The sequence below is a fragment of the Microbulbifer pacificus genome (assembly GCF_002959965.1).
Classification (GTDB): Bacteria; Pseudomonadota; Gammaproteobacteria; order Pseudomonadales; family Cellvibrionaceae; genus Microbulbifer; species Microbulbifer pacificus_A.
Genome location: NZ_PREV01000026.1, coordinates 2,003,971 through 2,019,572, shown reverse-complemented (window position 1 = coordinate 2,019,572; position 15,602 = coordinate 2,003,971). Strand labels below are relative to the sequence as shown.

12 protein-coding genes are annotated in these 15,602 nt (G+C 60.1%); 5 read left to right on the top strand and 7 right to left on the bottom strand.

Annotated features, from left to right (window positions below):
• Positions 1-40: 40 nt before the first annotated feature.
• Genes tssJ through C3938_RS08995 form a run of 4 tightly spaced genes read right to left on the bottom strand, consistent with a single transcriptional unit; the run spans position 41 to position 4,667 of the window.
• Entirely contained in the window at positions 41-619 is a 579-nt protein-coding gene (gene tssJ, locus C3938_RS09010; RefSeq protein ID WP_105103305.1) for a type VI secretion system lipoprotein TssJ, read from the bottom strand.
• Between the two features lie 51 nt (positions 620-670).
• Positions 671-2,311 (bottom strand): type VI secretion system-associated FHA domain protein TagH, encoded by a 1,641-nt coding sequence (gene tagH, locus C3938_RS09005; RefSeq protein ID WP_105102809.1) that lies wholly within the window; start codon positions 2,309-2,311, stop codon positions 671-673.
• Between the two features lie 5 nt (positions 2,312-2,316).
• Complete coding sequence (locus tag C3938_RS09000; RefSeq protein WP_158681619.1) at positions 2,317-3,783, bottom strand: type VI secretion system contractile sheath domain-containing protein; 1,467 nt, start codon at positions 3,781-3,783, stop codon at positions 2,317-2,319.
• 59 nt (positions 3,784-3,842) lie between these two features.
• Complete coding sequence (locus C3938_RS08995) at positions 3,843-4,667, bottom strand: transposase (protein WP_233998729.1); 825 nt, start codon at positions 4,665-4,667, stop codon at positions 3,843-3,845.
• 206 nt (positions 4,668-4,873) lie between these two features.
• Here C3938_RS08995 and C3938_RS08990 point away from each other — a divergent pair, with 206 nt between their 5' ends.
• The 4 genes from C3938_RS08990 (at position 4,874) to C3938_RS08980 (ending at position 10,839) form a co-directional block, all read left to right on the top strand.
• Complete coding sequence (locus tag C3938_RS08990) at positions 4,874-5,740, top strand: Stp1/IreP family PP2C-type Ser/Thr phosphatase (protein WP_105102807.1); 867 nt, start codon at positions 4,874-4,876, stop codon at positions 5,738-5,740.
• 193 nt (positions 5,741-5,933) lie between these two features.
• On the top strand, positions 5,934-7,349 hold the full coding sequence (locus C3938_RS17830) for a DUF6531 domain-containing protein (RefSeq protein ID WP_158681618.1): 1,416 nt from the start codon (positions 5,934-5,936) through the stop codon (positions 7,347-7,349).
• Positions 7,337-9,205 carry a hypothetical protein gene (locus C3938_RS08985; RefSeq protein WP_158681617.1) on the top strand — a complete coding sequence of 623 codons (1,869 nt, stop codon included), beginning with the start codon at positions 7,337-7,339 and terminating at the stop codon, positions 9,203-9,205. Before C3938_RS17830 ends, C3938_RS08985 begins: the two co-directional genes overlap by 13 nt.
• A 155-nt stretch (positions 9,206-9,360) precedes the next feature.
• A complete protein-coding gene (locus C3938_RS08980) occupies positions 9,361-10,839 on the top strand; it encodes a lytic polysaccharide monooxygenase (RefSeq protein ID WP_105102805.1) in 1,479 nt (492 codons plus the stop codon).
• Between the two features lie 80 nt (positions 10,840-10,919).
• Here the strand turns inward: C3938_RS08980 and C3938_RS08975 are convergent, their stop codons facing one another.
• A complete protein-coding gene (locus C3938_RS08975; RefSeq protein WP_105102804.1) occupies positions 10,920-12,116 on the bottom strand; it encodes a multidrug effflux MFS transporter in 1,197 nt (398 codons plus the stop codon).
• Positions 12,117-12,272: 156 nt separating this feature from the next.
• On the opposite strand from C3938_RS08975, the gene C3938_RS08970 reads away from it, so the two are divergent.
• A complete protein-coding gene (locus C3938_RS08970; protein ID WP_418903577.1) occupies positions 12,273-13,325 on the top strand; it encodes a succinylglutamate desuccinylase/aspartoacylase family protein in 1,053 nt (350 codons plus the stop codon).
• A 182-nt stretch (positions 13,326-13,507) separates the two neighbouring features.
• Here the strand turns inward: C3938_RS08970 and C3938_RS08965 are convergent, their stop codons facing one another.
• Both C3938_RS08965 and trhA read right to left on the bottom strand, forming a co-directional pair.
• Complete coding sequence (locus C3938_RS08965; RefSeq protein ID WP_105102803.1) at positions 13,508-14,734, bottom strand: lytic murein transglycosylase; 1,227 nt, start codon at positions 14,732-14,734, stop codon at positions 13,508-13,510.
• A 133-nt stretch (positions 14,735-14,867) separates the two neighbouring features.
• Positions 14,868-15,536 carry a PAQR family membrane homeostasis protein TrhA gene (gene trhA, locus C3938_RS08960; RefSeq protein ID WP_105102802.1) on the bottom strand — a complete coding sequence of 223 codons (669 nt, stop codon included), beginning with the start codon at positions 15,534-15,536 and terminating at the stop codon, positions 14,868-14,870.
• Positions 15,537-15,602 lie beyond the last annotated feature (66 nt).

The following is a 15,602-nucleotide window of genomic DNA, read 5'->3' as shown; positions in this document are numbered from 1 at the left end:
AGTGTGAGAAATGGTGGAACCCGGCCAGTCGTGAAGTTGGCTACTGCGCTTTGCGCAGGCGCTCATACTCGGCGCTGGAAATCGTGACCGTTCCCTCGTCTTTTTTCTTGCTCCCGGCCGTCGCCCGACCGCGCATGTCCAGCGCCTCCGCCGACGCCATGCGCGTGCCCACGAGTGAGATGGCATAGGCATTTCTTTTGTGATCGGTAATCGGCAGCAGCATCAGCGCATCGGCCTCCTGGTACTGCACAAACTCCGCCAGCAGGCCGATATATTTCACTTCCGGCGTCAGCGCCAACTGTTCCACCCGCTGCTCGCCGGGGGCAAATTCTTTGAGGATGACGGTGTCGATCAGGTCCTTGCCGAGGCGCGACGGGGCGTTTTCGTAGAGATTGAGAAACTCCTCGCGGGAAAACTGGCGGTCGTCCGCGAGCATGAATACACGGAGTACCACTGGTGACGCCCTCCCGTCACTGTCCGGGTTTACATCGCTGGCGATGTTTACATCCAGCGCCAGGCTGGTATCAAGATTCAGGGTACGGCGGGTGGTCTGACAGGCGCTGAGCGCGATCGCAAGCACCGATACCAACAGCAGTTGCAGCAGTTTTTGAAATTTCACAGTGTTCTCCTGTTTTTTTTTCGCCGCAGTGGGCGGCGGCTCACAGCACACTCAGCTTTTGCTGAAATGGCGCGCGTTTTTCAGCTCCGAAAGCTGGCTTTCATAGGTGGATGCAAATTCATCCCCGAACAGCTTGCGATAGCAGGCGTCGGGATCGCTCACCAGATCCTTGTACATCTCCACAAAGTTTTCCCAGTTGCGCGCGCTCTTGCTGGCAAAGACACCGCCCTGATTGCCGCTGCGGCGCACCACCTGTTCGGGATTGAAAAAGCGCAGCATGGCGTCGTAGCCCGCGCGCATTCCCGCGAGCACCGCCACCTGGTGATCGGACAGATCATCGAAGCTGTCGCGCACCGCCTCGACCGGTGCCATGAAGGCGCCGTTGCCGGAAAACATCACACTCAGCGCATCGCGCGCGCTGGCGCTGAATTTCAGCGGGTTGTTGGCCTCGGTCTGGATCATGGTGCGCTGTACGCGCAGCTCGTTCTTGATACTGGTACGCGCGCGCAGCAGGTGGATCAATCGCGAGACCGTTTCCTCGACGATTTCCGCACTCTGCTGCTCCAGTTGCCGGCACTGTTCCGCGCTCAGTTTGAGCCCGAGCTTTTCTGCCAGCACCGCGGTCAGCACGGAGGACTGGGCCGCGGATTGAGATTGCGGTTGCGGTTGCGGTTGCGGTTGCGGAGCCTGCAAGGTGCCGGGTAGCGGTGCAAATTGCTGGGACGCCCCGGCAAATCCAGCGGACGCTGGCGTTGCCGCGGGAGCTGATGACGGTGCAGTAGCTGCGGGCATATCAAATCCCGGCGCGCCCTGCACCTGCTCGCCGGCGATGGCGGAAAAGGATTCCGCAAAGGGATTGTGTTCGGCGTGCGACACGGATGCGGTGGCAACTTCGGACTGCGGCGCCGGCGATTGCTGCCGCGCGGACACTGTGGGCTTCGCGCTGAACTGCATCGCATGGTTGTGAGCGGGCGCGTGATCGTCGACGCTGCCGTCCTTCCACCAGGCGTCATCGTCACCCCAGGAGTTGACCGTAGCGGGCTTGTGTCCGCCACCAAAGCCACCCAGGGGGTCAAAATCATTGCCGGTGGTACCCGATGGCGCGTTCAGCGCCTGCAGCGGGTCGGTGGAGGATTCCTGCCCGAGAAAATTGTCAAAGGAGTCTGCGGACTGACCGGAAACCAGATATCCCCATTCACCGGTCTGGTTTTTGTCCTCGCCACTGGCGGGCTCCAACCAGCTGTCCAGTTGCTTCGCCTCCTGCGCGCTCTGCATTTTGGCAGCGGCGGCGGAGCTGAAGGTTGTGCGGTCGGCCGCGTCCAGGAAATCCGCGCTGCCGAGCCCCGAGGGCAGCCCCCCCTCCGGTTTCGGCTGGCGGATGCTCACTTTCAGCTGGTAGTCGCCGGCGGCGATGATGTCGCCGTCTTTCAGCGGCCTGCGGTTTCCCTTGCCCAGCGGCTCGCCGGACTGATTGAGATAGGTGCCATTGGTGCTCTGGTCCACCAGAAAATATTGATTGTCGGCGAAGATGATCTCGCCGTGGCGCGACGACACCACCCGCTGCGGATCGGGCAATACCCAGTCGTTGCTATCGGCGCGGCCAAAACTGCCGCCCTCCGTTTTGAACAACCGGGTGTGTTTGAGCATGTTGGCGCCGTCGGGGTCGGCAACCACAGAGAGCAGCAGGTCCATATCACTCAGCTCCAGGGCCCTTTGAGCGGGGTTCCGCACAGGGATTGCAGTTTCGGCAACAGGATTTCATCGCGCCCCTGTACCGAGCGCAGGGTACTGAGCCCAGCCGATTGAAAACGCGCGGCGCCGCGGTCGGTCATCAGCGCCTCGGCACAGGGCGTCATCCATTTTCCCTGCGGCAGAGTACGCAGGTGCAGCGGCAGGTCTCCATAACGCGCGGCATTCACTCCGCAGGGGCGGCCCGCGGCAACAAACTCTGCGCACAGGGACAGCGCCAGCAGATAGGCGCCATTGCCCCACAGGTAATACTGGTGGCCCAGCTCCGGGGTCAGCTCCTCAAAGGCGAAGGTTTCCGTACTGGCGGTATCGGCGCCGTAGGGCAGCCGCAGCATGAAGCGGGGCGCGGCCAGGGCGATATGTTCGCAGGACGGATAGGCCCGCAGCGCCTGCCAGCTATCGGCAAAATCCTCCGCAAACGGGTAGTGCCAGTCGTCCGGGTCCATGGAACCGGCGAGACTGGTGCAGCCCGCCAGTCGACTGTCGCCACCCAGCACCACGGCGCTGCCGGCGGCCTCGGCCAGGGTGGCGAGATCGATCAGCATATGCAGGTCGCGCTCTTCGTCGGTCACAAAAAAATCGCCGAGAATGAGGTTGTAAGGTCCGCTGCCCGCCACCGCCTCACGCGTCACCAGACGCTGGAACAGTTGCGACTGCTCCAGGTCACTTTCCGCCTGCGCAAGATCCGCCAGGATTTCGGCCTTGCTGATATCGATCAGGTGCAGTTCCAGCCCGGGGTGATCCTCAAGCCTGCGCAGCAGCAGGCGCAGACTGCGCCAACTGGCCTCCAGCTGACGGAAATCGCTGTGGTGCATGATCTTGCGCATGGCTTCCGATGCGGCCTGGGTAACGGCGTCGAGATAAACACCCTGATTCGCATCCGGCTTCGCCTGCACATAGGGCGCGACGATGTCCTTGATCAGCTGATCGATCTGCCCCTGAGCACTGACCTGATACCGGTGGCGATAACCATCGCCGGCGAGAATGGCATCCAGCATCGAGCGCGCGCCGAGGCCGTCGCCGGCGGGCGCGCCACTCGCGCTGTCCAGTGCGCGAAGTTCGGGGCTCCACTGGCGGATTTCCTCCGCGGCACGGTCGAATTCGGCCGGCGTCAGCAACTGCTTTTCCAGCTCGATAAATTGCCGGAACAACGGTACGCGCTGGTACAGGTAGTCCGGATGCAGGTCATCGAATTCCAGAAGCCAGAGAGGCTCTTCCATCAACGGCAACTGCACACCGACCTGCAACCGCTCGAACAGTGCTTCAAAATTGTCTTTGCGCAGGCGATACGCGGTCCGGGTGGCAATCGTTTCCGGCTCGCATTGCTGACGGCTGGTGCGACCGCTGAAATCACCGACGACGGCGACCTTCAAACGGGCGCCACCCGAAATGGAACCATCGTGCAAACTTTGCAACTTTTCACTCGTAGAGCCCGCTCCAAAAATGGAACCTGCAGTATTTATCGTTGCCCGACTCATATTCCTGATTCCATTTCCCTGGCGAACACCTTTTCACCTTTTCGATCGACGCCGGATTTTTCGTTTTCCGGCTGGTGGACCGCCGGCTTTTCCGCCGTTTGCTTTGTGTTGTTTTCTGACGTGCTTTTTCCTGGAGCGTTTTTTCTAGGCCGGCCGCGCTTCAGCGGACGCACGCGCTGATTCGCGATCTGTTCAATTTTATCCTTGAACACATCGCCCCCCAGCACCTGACCCAGCTTGATGGTCTCCGCAATATATTCGAGCAACCGGCGATCAAAGCGATAGCGAAACAGTTTGCGATAGGCCTCGGCGCGCGTGCGCGGGGTGTCGCCAAGTTCGAGATAAAGCCTGTGATCGGTAATTACATCGCTGTCTTCACTGCTGGCGTGATGATTGAAACTGGACCAGGCATAGGCGCCGAGCGAATCCGCCAGGCCGAGATAGAGTGGGCGCAACTCCACATAGCGATAACAGGTAAGCAGGTAGGCGTCCGAGTCGATCAGGCTTGATTTATAACGTCCCGCCCACAAGGTACCGGAGCGCCGATATCGATGATTGACAAACTGCACATAGCGGCGCCCGAGTGATTGCATCATCGACGGAATACCCTCGGGAACCCGGGGGGTGGCGATGATCTGAATCATATTTGGCAGCAGTACGTAGGCGTGAACTTCAACCCGATACTGGTCCGCCGCACTGCGCAGGCTGGCCAGATAAAAAAGATAATCCTCATCGTCGAAGAAGCACGGCAGATTGTTGTGACCGACTTGCACAATATGCTGGGGAACATCAATCAGGTTCAGTCTCGGGAGACGAGGCATTTTGCCAAAAAATCCTTTTTTATTTGTACAGCTGTACCAACTGCGAGTCCATTACCGGAAAGGATCGGCATTATTGCAAATGATTCAAAAAAAATTCAAACCTTCCGCGCTGGCAAGTTAACATTGCCGCATTCAATCACCGGAATTTCGATCGAGAGCGGAACGGACTCTCGTTTTTCAGAACATGGCATGGAGCAGCGACAGACATGGAGCCCATCAGGCTGGCTGTCAACGGGCGCACGGATATCGGTCAGGTGCGCGAGGAAAATGAAGACAGTATTCGCTGCCACAGCGACCCGCATCACCCCTTTGCCTACGTCGTTATTGCCGACGGTATGGGCGGCTACAGTGGTGGCGCCACCGCCAGTGCGATTGCCGCCGACACACTGCAAAGCCAACTGAACGCATTGCTCAATACCACTTTTCTTGCCTGCCCCCCGCATCAGCAACAATTGATGTTGCGCGCGGCACTGGTGGAAGCCATCGGCATCGCCAACCGAAAAATTCTCGATACCAAGCAAACGCGTCCCCAGTTCTCGCAGATGGGTACAACGCTGGTTACCGTTGTCATCTGGCAGGATTTTCTGATCGTCGCGCACATCGGCGATTCCCGCGCATATCTGTGGAACAAATACGGACTGCAACGGCTCACCCGCGACCACAGTGTGGTACAGGAGATGATCGACTTGGGTCAGCTGACGCCGGAACAGGCACAATCGTCCCAGGTAAGAAACCACATTACCCGCGCACTGGGTGTCGCCGAACAGGTGGAGGCGACCGTGAACAGCTGGACGCTGACAGAAAGTGCGCTTTTGTTCCTGTGCAGCGACGGCCTTACGGAATATCTGGATGATCCGGTCATCGAACGTGTACTGGCCACCTATCGTCCAGCACTCGAATGTGTGTACCACTTCATCGAAGATGCCAACCAGTGCGGCGGGCGCGACAACATCAGTGCCGGCATCATTGAATTCTGCAGCCGCAGCGATGCGGCGGCCGAATTTTCCGGAGATCCGATCACACTGAAACCGAAACACAAAGAAGACATTACCGTGCGCAAGATGCAGCGCTGATGGCCACTTCCAAATTTCAGGACCACGGATATCAACGGCACGCCATGAACAGCACTGTGACCCAGGATGTTGACATGGGGTGTTAACACAGAATGCTACGCGGCATTTATGAACTTTATGAGTAAACGACATGACACCGGATCGTCTGGTCGATTTTATTCCATCGCTTCTCACAGAGCTTTTTCCACCAGGTTTGCCTGAGAACCCCGGAGATGCGGTCGGCCTCTGTCGCTGGCTCGACAACCTCGCGCGCAAGCCCCACACAGGCGCGCCCGCCGGAATACTCAATCCACTGTGGCCGCGACCACCGCAAATCACCCCCATGCGCTACACACTGGCGCTGGCACCACAGGTATCGCAATTGCATTTGCCACCGGGAATACCGATCAGGTTCTGCAATTATCCCGGGCACAATTTTCGCGGTGATACGCTGCCGACGCTTGCCCAGTGCCAGCGCGTTGCGGACCACGTTATCGCTGCTAATGGCGAGCTGGCGTTTTCCAGGACCGACTTTCAACTGCCCGGCCCTTTCCCGTTTCGCTGGCAACGTTTTTATCGCCAGAGTTCGGAAACACCGCAGGGACTCGGCAACGGTTGGCGGCACACACTGAGCGAGTCGCTGCAGTTGCCGGATGCGGCCAGCGAAACGGAGCGCAAAGTCGTACTGCACACCGCCGAGGGGCGCATTATCGCGTTCGATCTGCCGGCGATCGGACACGCCACCTACAACCGCTGCGAACGCCTTTACCTGCTGCGCCAGAGCCTGCACAGCTTTCGTATTGGCGGGTTCGGTACCACCGACAAGATATTTCGTGCCGACGGCACCGGACACAGCGCTCCCCTGTGTGAAATCCGCGATGCGTACGGCAATACACTCAGCGTGGATTACCGTAACGGCCAGCCACACCGGATCATTACCTCCTGGGGCCGCACACTGGAATGTATTTTTGACGGCGGGCAGTTGACGAAAATCATCAATACCCAAGCTGGTGAGGATATACCGCTCTGTCATTATGACTTCGATGAAGAGCGGCAGCTGATCAGCGCAGAGGCCCGCAACCAGCGCGAACGTTATCACTATGAACGTGCGCAACTCACATCGCTCTCATCGCCTGCAGGCACGATTCGCTTTTCCTTCGACCGGATCGGTCGCTGCCATCAGCTACATCAGAATGCCCTCGAACTGAAACTTCACTGGCAGGCATCGCGGCGACGGTGCACGCTGAGCAGCGCCGACCAGCACGACATTCACTGGCAGTTCGACGAACGCGGCAACCTCATACAGGAGCAGCAGGCGCAACACGAAACCCGTTTTCTCTACGACCACTATCGCAACCTGTGCCTGCGACAGGATCTGGACGGCCAGCGCACCCTGTTCCGTCACGACGAATTCGGTCGTTTGCTGCGGCAGACCCGCAACGGTCATCACCGGCGCTTCGCCTATGACAGCCAGGGCGCCTGCGCACTGTCGTTACGAGCGGAGAGACCTCGGAAGCCACGCGCTGGACGTTCAATTATGGCGAGCAGTCGCAACCCACAGGCATCACAGATCCCTCGGGCCAGAAATGGCTGTGCGAATACAACGAACGCGGACAGTTGCAGCAACTGACGGACCCCGAGTCCGGAATCACATCACTGCAGTGGGATGCGCAATCCCAGCTTGTCGCACTGCAGCAGGGTGATTGCCACCACCGCTTCACCTACGACAGCGCGGGCCGGTTCACTGGTTGTAGCGGCGGCCACCGGCCGGATCTGCCAGACAGGCACTGGCACTATGATGAAAAAGGTCTGCTGAAGCGCGCAGAAATTGCCGGTGCCATATTTTTCGTAACCTACGACGATCAGGGGCGCGCCTGCGCCATCGGTGAAAGTGCCGGCGCAGCGCCATTGCTGCAGTGGCAGAACGATGGGCACAACCTTGTGCGCCACCTGCGCTTTGCCGGGGGAAGTTCCTGGTACCTCAATTACGATCTTCGCGGGCGCCTGTCGGCGCTGGAAACCGATGGTGGCCGTTTCCTCTGGCGCTACGACCGCTGCGGGCGATTGCGGGAATTTTCCGACAATGCCTGTCGGCAACGGGAGTGGCAGTATGACGCGAACGGGCGCGTGAGCGAATATCGCGACAGCGACAACCACTGGTATCTCGAGTACCGCGCGGACGGTGCGCTGGAAAAAATCCGCAACAACAGCGGTCAATACTGCCGCTTTCATTTCGACGACGCCGGTCGACTGTCGCAGGCTTCCAACAATGGCTGCCACCTGCGTTTCCAGTACGACCGCTGCAACCGCCTTGCAGCCGAGCACCACGACGTCAACATCGACAACCGCCGCGAAAGTCTCAGCATTCACTACGAATACGACGCGCGCGGCTGGCTCAGGGGAGCCGGTTCCGACGAAGTCAGTATCAACTACATCTTCGCCGCTGGCGGCGCCCTCTACGGCGTGGACGTGAATGGTGAAATGCTACTGCGCACCGAGCGGGAACACATATCCACCGAAAACGCGGATGACCCGACTGGCGAAAGAAATACCGAAAGTATCGGCAGCGAGAAATGGAGTCTCGGCGAGCACAAGCTGGTGCGACATTTTGTCCGCGGCCTGCTGCAGCAGGTTGCGCTCGGTGATCACTGCCGGTGGAAAACGGACGCCGCCAGCACCATCGGCACGCAGCCAGCGCTTATCTTCACACGCAGTGACAGCGAGGCGCCGTCAACCGAAACCGCCTGCGACCGACGCGGCAATCTGGTGAGCGAGGTGCGTGCGAGCGCCAACGGGCCACGGCATTACAGCTACCAGTTCGATGGCTGGGGATTAATGCACAGTGCCGAGTGCGGCGATTTCAGCACCTATTTCCGCTACGATCCTTTCGGGCGCCGACTGGCGAAAATCAGCAGCCACCGCCGCTCCCGCCGTCAGCGGCGCGTTTCCAGCTACTGGACCAGTCTCGGTCTCTGGCGTGAAGTGTCCCGAGTCGGCGAGAGCAGAACCGCGACCCACTTCCTGTACCACCCACTGGACAACACCCCGCTGGCGCGTTTGACACGCACCGACGACTCCGGTGGGGAAGAAGGCAGAAGTATCCGCGAGGAGCGACACTTCTATGTCGCCGACGACCGCGGTTGCCTGCTGGCCCTGCTGGATAACTGCCCTGTGGGGCTGCCTCCCCGCTGGAACCGCAACCAGAAGCCATCACAGGGCAATACCGGCCCCGGCGCCTTTCGCGGCGGCGACGGCACCCTCGACGGCGAGACACAGCTGTACTACCGGGACTTCAGTTACTGGCACACCGATCACAGGACCACATCGGCACCGCTGGATGCGGGCCAGTGCCGATTGCTGGCCAGCCATCACCCGCACCCCGGTACCGTGGACCCCGGGTGGGACGCCCCGAGCAACCGCGCGCAAAGCGCCGCGGCCGTCGACGACGAAAGCATCACAAATCCATCACCACACGTCACGAACTAGCACTTACGTACCTCTTTTTGGCGCACGCTCCCCTTGGCGGGGGCGCGGCTTCCATTAGCATGACAGGGGCAGGACAGCGTTGTCATTTTTCGGTTTCATGAGCCGCTGCCCGAGCGCACACCGACAAGACAAACAACAATAAGCAGGAAATCGCCATGACATTCACCTCCTCCGATCCGGAAAGCAGGCCGACCTCCGCACTGGCCGCCGCTGGCATCGTCGCACCGCTGTTGTTCCTCAGTGCGTTCAGTCAAACCAGCCAGGCACACGGCACCATGGAAGTGCCGGAGAGCCGCATTTACAACTGCTTCCTGAACAACCCGGAAAATCCGTCAGACCCTGCCTGCGCCGCGGCCAAGGCGGTGGGTGGCACCCAGCCGTTTTACGACTGGAACGAGATCAACCAGGCCAACGCGGATGGTAACCACCAGGCCCTGGTGCCCGATGGTCAGCTCTGTGCGGGTGGACGCAGCAAGTACGCCGGCATGAACCTGGCACGCAGCGACTGGCAGGCAACTCCCATCACCCCCAAGGCGGACGGCACGTTCGATTTCCGCTTCTACGCCACCGCCCCCCACAGCACCCGCGACTGGATTTTCTACATCACCCGGCAGGGCTACACCGGCAGCGAACCGCTGAAGTGGGGCGACCTGTTTGAATTCTGTCGTCTCGGCAATGTGCCGGTGGGCGCAGACAAACGCTATACCCTCACCTGCCCGCTGCCCCAACTCACCGGCAAGCATGTGATCTACACCACCTGGCAGCGCAACGACAGTACCGAAGCTTTCTACACCTGTACCGATGTCGTTCTTGGTGGCGGCAGCACCAGCGTGTGGGCAGACGAGGGCGCGCTGCAGGCGCAGTCCGGCCTATCCGCGGGCAGCCAGGTGACCCTGCGCCTGTTTAACAGCAGTGGCAATGACCTGGAAAGCATCGTTTACAGCGTAAATCAGGACGCCTCCGCCGCGGACTGGGCCTTCGGGTTTGCCAACGCCGTCAACGCCCAGTCCCAGTATGCCCGCATCGGTGTACTCGACCCCGCCAGCGACACCATCACACCGGTGCAGAGCGCCTCGGGCAACCGTGTGTACACTCAGGCAAATCTGAACCTGAGTCATGAGGTGGACATCCAGCCCGCCGATGGTAACCAGGCACCCAGCGCAGTTATCAGCGCCTCCCCCACCAGCGTCACCGGTGCCGGCGCGGTCAACCTGTCCGCCAGCCAGTCCAGCGATCCCGACGGCGACCCCCTGAGCTACAGCTGGCAGATCCTGAGCGGTGCCGGTGCGAGCCTCAGCGGCACCACTGGTGCGAACGTGGTACTGAACCTCGATGCCCCGGCACAGGCGCAGACGGTCACCGTCGAGCTCGCAGTGAACGACGGGCAGGTCAGCGCTACCGCTACCGCAGGTATCACGCACACGCCGGAATCCACCGGTAATGGGGATTACGACTATGTGTACCCGGCGGGTATCGGCAGCTACGTGCCGGGCGAAACCGTGGTACTCGGCAGTGACGGCAACCGCTACCAGTGCCGCCCCTTCCCCGAGGGCCAGTGGTGCAACATCAACAGCCCCTACCACTACGCACCCGGAACCGGCGCCAATTGGGGAGATGCCTGGATCAAGCTCTGATTCGCCAACAGAAAGCAAACGAAAAGAAAAAACCCGGCACTTTGCAGCGCCGGGTTTTTTGTTGGTCCAGGTTCCTGAAATCAGCTCATCGCCGGCGCCGGGGACTGCCGCAGTGTCAGCAAAAACAGTAACACCGCCGCCACCCCGCAGGTAGCGACCGCCGCCACCAGTATCAGCGGTGTACCGTCGAACACTGCACTCACTATGCCGATGGCCGCCGCACCCAGCATCATCTGCAGAGTGCCGCCAAGGGCCGCAGCGGTGCCGGCGATGGGACCGTGGTCGTCCAGGGACAGCACCATACTGGTGGGCACCACCAGACCGAGAAAGGCATTGCCCAGTAACAAAAGCCCCACCAGCATCGCAAAGTCGTCCACCCCCAGCAGGTTCAACAGCAGGTTCAGCGCCGCGCTGAGGGCGAAGCCCGTCACCGCCCACTTCACTACCGCTACGCCGCCGAAACGCTCACACAGGTTCGCCGCGAACTGGCTGGCAATGAAGAATCCCAACGCATTCAACGCAAACGCCAGACTGAACTGAGTGGGCGTCAGGCCGTAGTAATCCGTGTACAGGAAGGTGGAGACCGACAGAAACGCAAAGAAGCTCGCCATCCCCATGCCGCCGATCAGCGTCATTCCCATGAAATAGGCATCCCGCAACAACACCCGGAAAGCATCGAACATGGCGCCGATTTCCAATGGGGTACGCGCGGCAATCGGCAGTGTTTCCGGCAGTGCAAAACGGATCAACAGCAGACTCGCCAAGGTGGCCAGAGCCACACCGTAAAACACCGCAGGCCAACCGAAGGGCTCCATCAACAGGCTGCCCACCAGCGGCGCCAGCATCGGGGAAACAGAGACCACCAGCATAATTGTCGTCATCAGGCGCGTGGCCTCGGTGCCGGTGTAGCGGTCGCGGATGATCGCGCGCGGAATCGACATCACCGAGGCGGCCCCCACGCCCTGCACAAAACGCAGCGCGATCAACCACTCGATCGTGGGTGCCAGTGCACACCCTACGGAGGCGAACAGAAACAGCACCAGCCCGAAATACAGTGGCGGTTTGCGCCCGAACATATCCGCCGCCGGACCGTAGAACAGCTGGCAGATCCCGAAGGCGACAAAGAACGCCACCAGGGTGTACTGGGACATGGCCGCCGGCACCCCGTAATCCTCCGCCATGGCCGGCATCGCCGGCAGGTACATATCGATGGCAAAGGGACCAACGCAACTCAACAGCCCGAGAATCAGGGCCATTTTCAATAATTCGGGCTTCATCACTATCCAATCATCCAGTTAACAGGTGCCGGACTGACAGCGCCCGAACGTCGCCCGATTGTAACAGCAGCCGATGACAGGTCCGCAACGCGGGCGCAGTGCATTCACCGCGATTACACTATTCCGACGCCTATCGAACAGAAAGTCACTTATACAATGACCCAACAGCCCCCGAACAACGTCAAGAAATCCATGGACGACGTCATCACCATCGCCGGCGTGCCCGTCGCCCGCGGCGAAACCCGCAAAATCGAACTGCCCATCGTGCGTCTATACACGGACACCGAAATGGCCATCCCGGTGTACATACAGCGCGGAAAAAAATCCGGACCCACCATCTTCGTGTGCGCCGCCCTCCACGGCGACGAACTCAACGGAGTGGAAATCATCAGCCGCCTGATCAACAGCAAAGCGCTCAAATCCCTGCGCGGCACCCTTATTGCCGTACCGGTAGTCAATGTCTACGGCGTACTGCAGCAATCCCGCTATCTCCCCGATCGCCGCGACCTCAACCGCTCCTTCCCCGGCTCCGCCCGCGGCTCCCTCGCCGCGCGCATGGCCCACGTATTCCTCGACCAGATCGTCTCCAAATGCGACTACGGCATCGACCTGCATACCGGCGCCGTACACCGCAGCAACCTCCCGCAGATCCGCGCCAATCTCGACGACCAGCAGACCCGCGCCATGGCTGCCGCCTTCGGCGTCCCCGTACTCCTCAACGCCACCCTGCGCGACGGCTCCCTGCGCCAGGCCGCCGCCGACCTCGGCGTGCGTATCCTGCTGTACGAGGCCGGTGAAGCCCTGCGCTTCGACGAGCTCTGCATCCGCGCCGGTGTCAAAGGCGTGCTCAACGTCCTGCGCCACCTGCAGATGCTTCCCCCGAGAAAATCCCCACACGGCATCGAACCCTTCGTCGCCCGCCGCAGCGGCTGGCTGCGCGCCGGCGACAGCGGCATCGTCAACCACAAACGCCAGCTCGGCGATCACGTGCGCAAAGGAGAAACCCTCGCCACCATCGCCGATCTCTACGGCAACGAACTCGACAAGGTAGTGGCAGACGCCGACGGCATCATCATCGGCAAGCAGAACATCCCGCTGGTGCAGGAAGGCGAGGCGATGTACCACGTGGCGTATTTCCATGAGCCGAACGAGGTATTGGAAAATCTGGAATTGCTGCAGGATACGTTGTTACCGGAAGAGAACTACTAACTCCCAGCAACCTCGCTTACGAAGTGATTAAACCTGAGGTGAAGGACAGGTAGCGGGGGAAGCATTTCGAAAGCGTCGGCAACAGGGATGTTGCCGACGCAGCGTACATGGATGTATTCACAGCGGTTTCGAAATGCTTCACCCGCTGCCTAGCCGCCAGCGGGCCAGAGAAAAGCTCTTCGTTATTTCTTGCGCAAAAGCTCCAGCACTTCCTTGCTGGGGAAACCCTGAAGCTCAACCCCGGCGCTCTCCTCAAACTTGAGAATCGCCTTGCGGGTCTCGCCCCCGGCCTTGCCATCGACCTCGCCGTCGTAGAACCCCTTCTCCTTCAGCTTGGTCTGCAACTCAACGATCTCATCGTGATCCAGCTTGGTGAACGGACGTTTCCAATCCTTCGTCAGAGGCTCCGCCCCACCAATCTGATCCGCCAGAATCCCCACCGCCAACGCATAGCGATCGGAATTGTTGTAACGCTTGATCACAAAGAAATTCTTCAGCACCAGAAACGCAGGCCCCCCCCTCCCCGCCGGCACCTTCAGCTCCGCCTCATCATCCGCACGCGGAAACGCCTGCCCACGCACCCGTTTCACCCCGAGCTTCTCCCACTCCGAAATCTTCAGCTTGCCCGCCGGCAGCTTGTTCGCCGGAATGGTCACCTCGTAGCCCCAGGTTTCCCCGCTGCGCCAGCCATTTTTGCTCAACAGGCTCGCTGCCGTCGCAAGTGCGTCCGGTACCGAATTCCAGATATCGCGCTTGCCGTCGCCATCCATATCCACCGCATAGGCCTGATAGCTGGTGGGAATAAACTGCGTGTGCCCCATGGCACCCGCCCAGGAACCGGTCAGATGACTCTCGTCGATATCACCGCTCTGCAGAATTTTCAGCGCCGCCAACAGCTGGCTGGTACCGAACTTTTTGCGCTTGGGGTCCGCGTAGGCCAGAGTCGCCAGTGAGCGCACCACACTGCGCATCACATTCTTATTGTCCAGGATCGCGCCAAAGCTCGACTCCATCGACCAGATGGCCAGCAGAATATTCGGGTTCACCCCGAACTGCTTCTCGATCTTGTCCAGCCAGGGCTGCAGTTCCTGTTTTTTCTCGCGTCCGCGCTTTACCGCAAATTTCGTAATACGGTTGTCGAAGTACTGCCACGCCGGCGCTTTGAATTCGGGTTGAAAACCCGCCTTGTCCAACACCCATTGATCGGGAGAGTCGACACCCTTGAAGGCGCGATCGAAGGTCTCCGCGGAAATTCCCTCACTCAGCGCCTGTTTGCGGAATTCCTGTTTCCACTTTTCAAACCCCGGGTCCGCCGCCGCGCTCGCAAACAGCGGCAGCACCAGCAGCAAAGAAATCAGGAATGAAATAAAACCGAAGCGGCGCGGTGACGCCGTGGTGGAATGAAGCATGACAACTCCTTGGCAAAAACAGCTCGCACAAGGGTAGAACGGAAGCCCGTCAACGGAAAGGGAAGATAAACGCCAGTAACCCTGGTTGTGACCGGCCCGACACTCTATTCAACGGAGAATTTTTACGGGGGTATCACGCCGCCGGCGGAATCACATAAAACAGCACCGCAAAGAAATGCAACGCACCGCCCGCCAGCACAAACAAGTGCCAGATGGCATGGTGAAAGCGCAGCCCACGCCACAGGTAAAAACCGATTCCACCGGTGTAACAGAGGCCGCCCAGCACCAGCAGCCACAGGCCGCCGGGCGCGAGATTATCCATCAGCGGTTTGATCGCCGCGATCACCACCCACCCCATCAGCGCACTCAGGGTAATCGACAGCGCGCGGAGCTTTTTCAGCGGCGTGAACTGAATAATCAGCCCCAGTAACGCCAGCCCCCAGATCACCCCGAACAACGACCATCCCCAGGGACCGCGCAGGGTCACCAGGGTAAATGGGGTGTAGGTGCCGGCAATCAGCAGGAAGATGGCGGAGTGGTCGAGGGTGCGCAGTATCTGCTTGGCACCTTCATGCGTGATGCTGTGATACAGCGTCGAGGCGGAGAAACACAGGATCAGCGTCGCTGCGTAGATGCTGCTGCTGACGATATGCCAGGCGTCGCCGCGCAGCGCCGCGAACCCGCACAGAACACCCAGGCCGGCAATGGCCAGCAGGGCTCCGATACCGTGGGTAATACTGTTGGCGATTTCTTCGGCAAAGCTGTAACGGCTGCCGACACCGGTAGACAGGCTGGCGGACATAGTGAATTCCCGATCTGGACACGAGTGCCAGTATGGCAGATTTTTGTGACCGCAAGTTTAATTGCA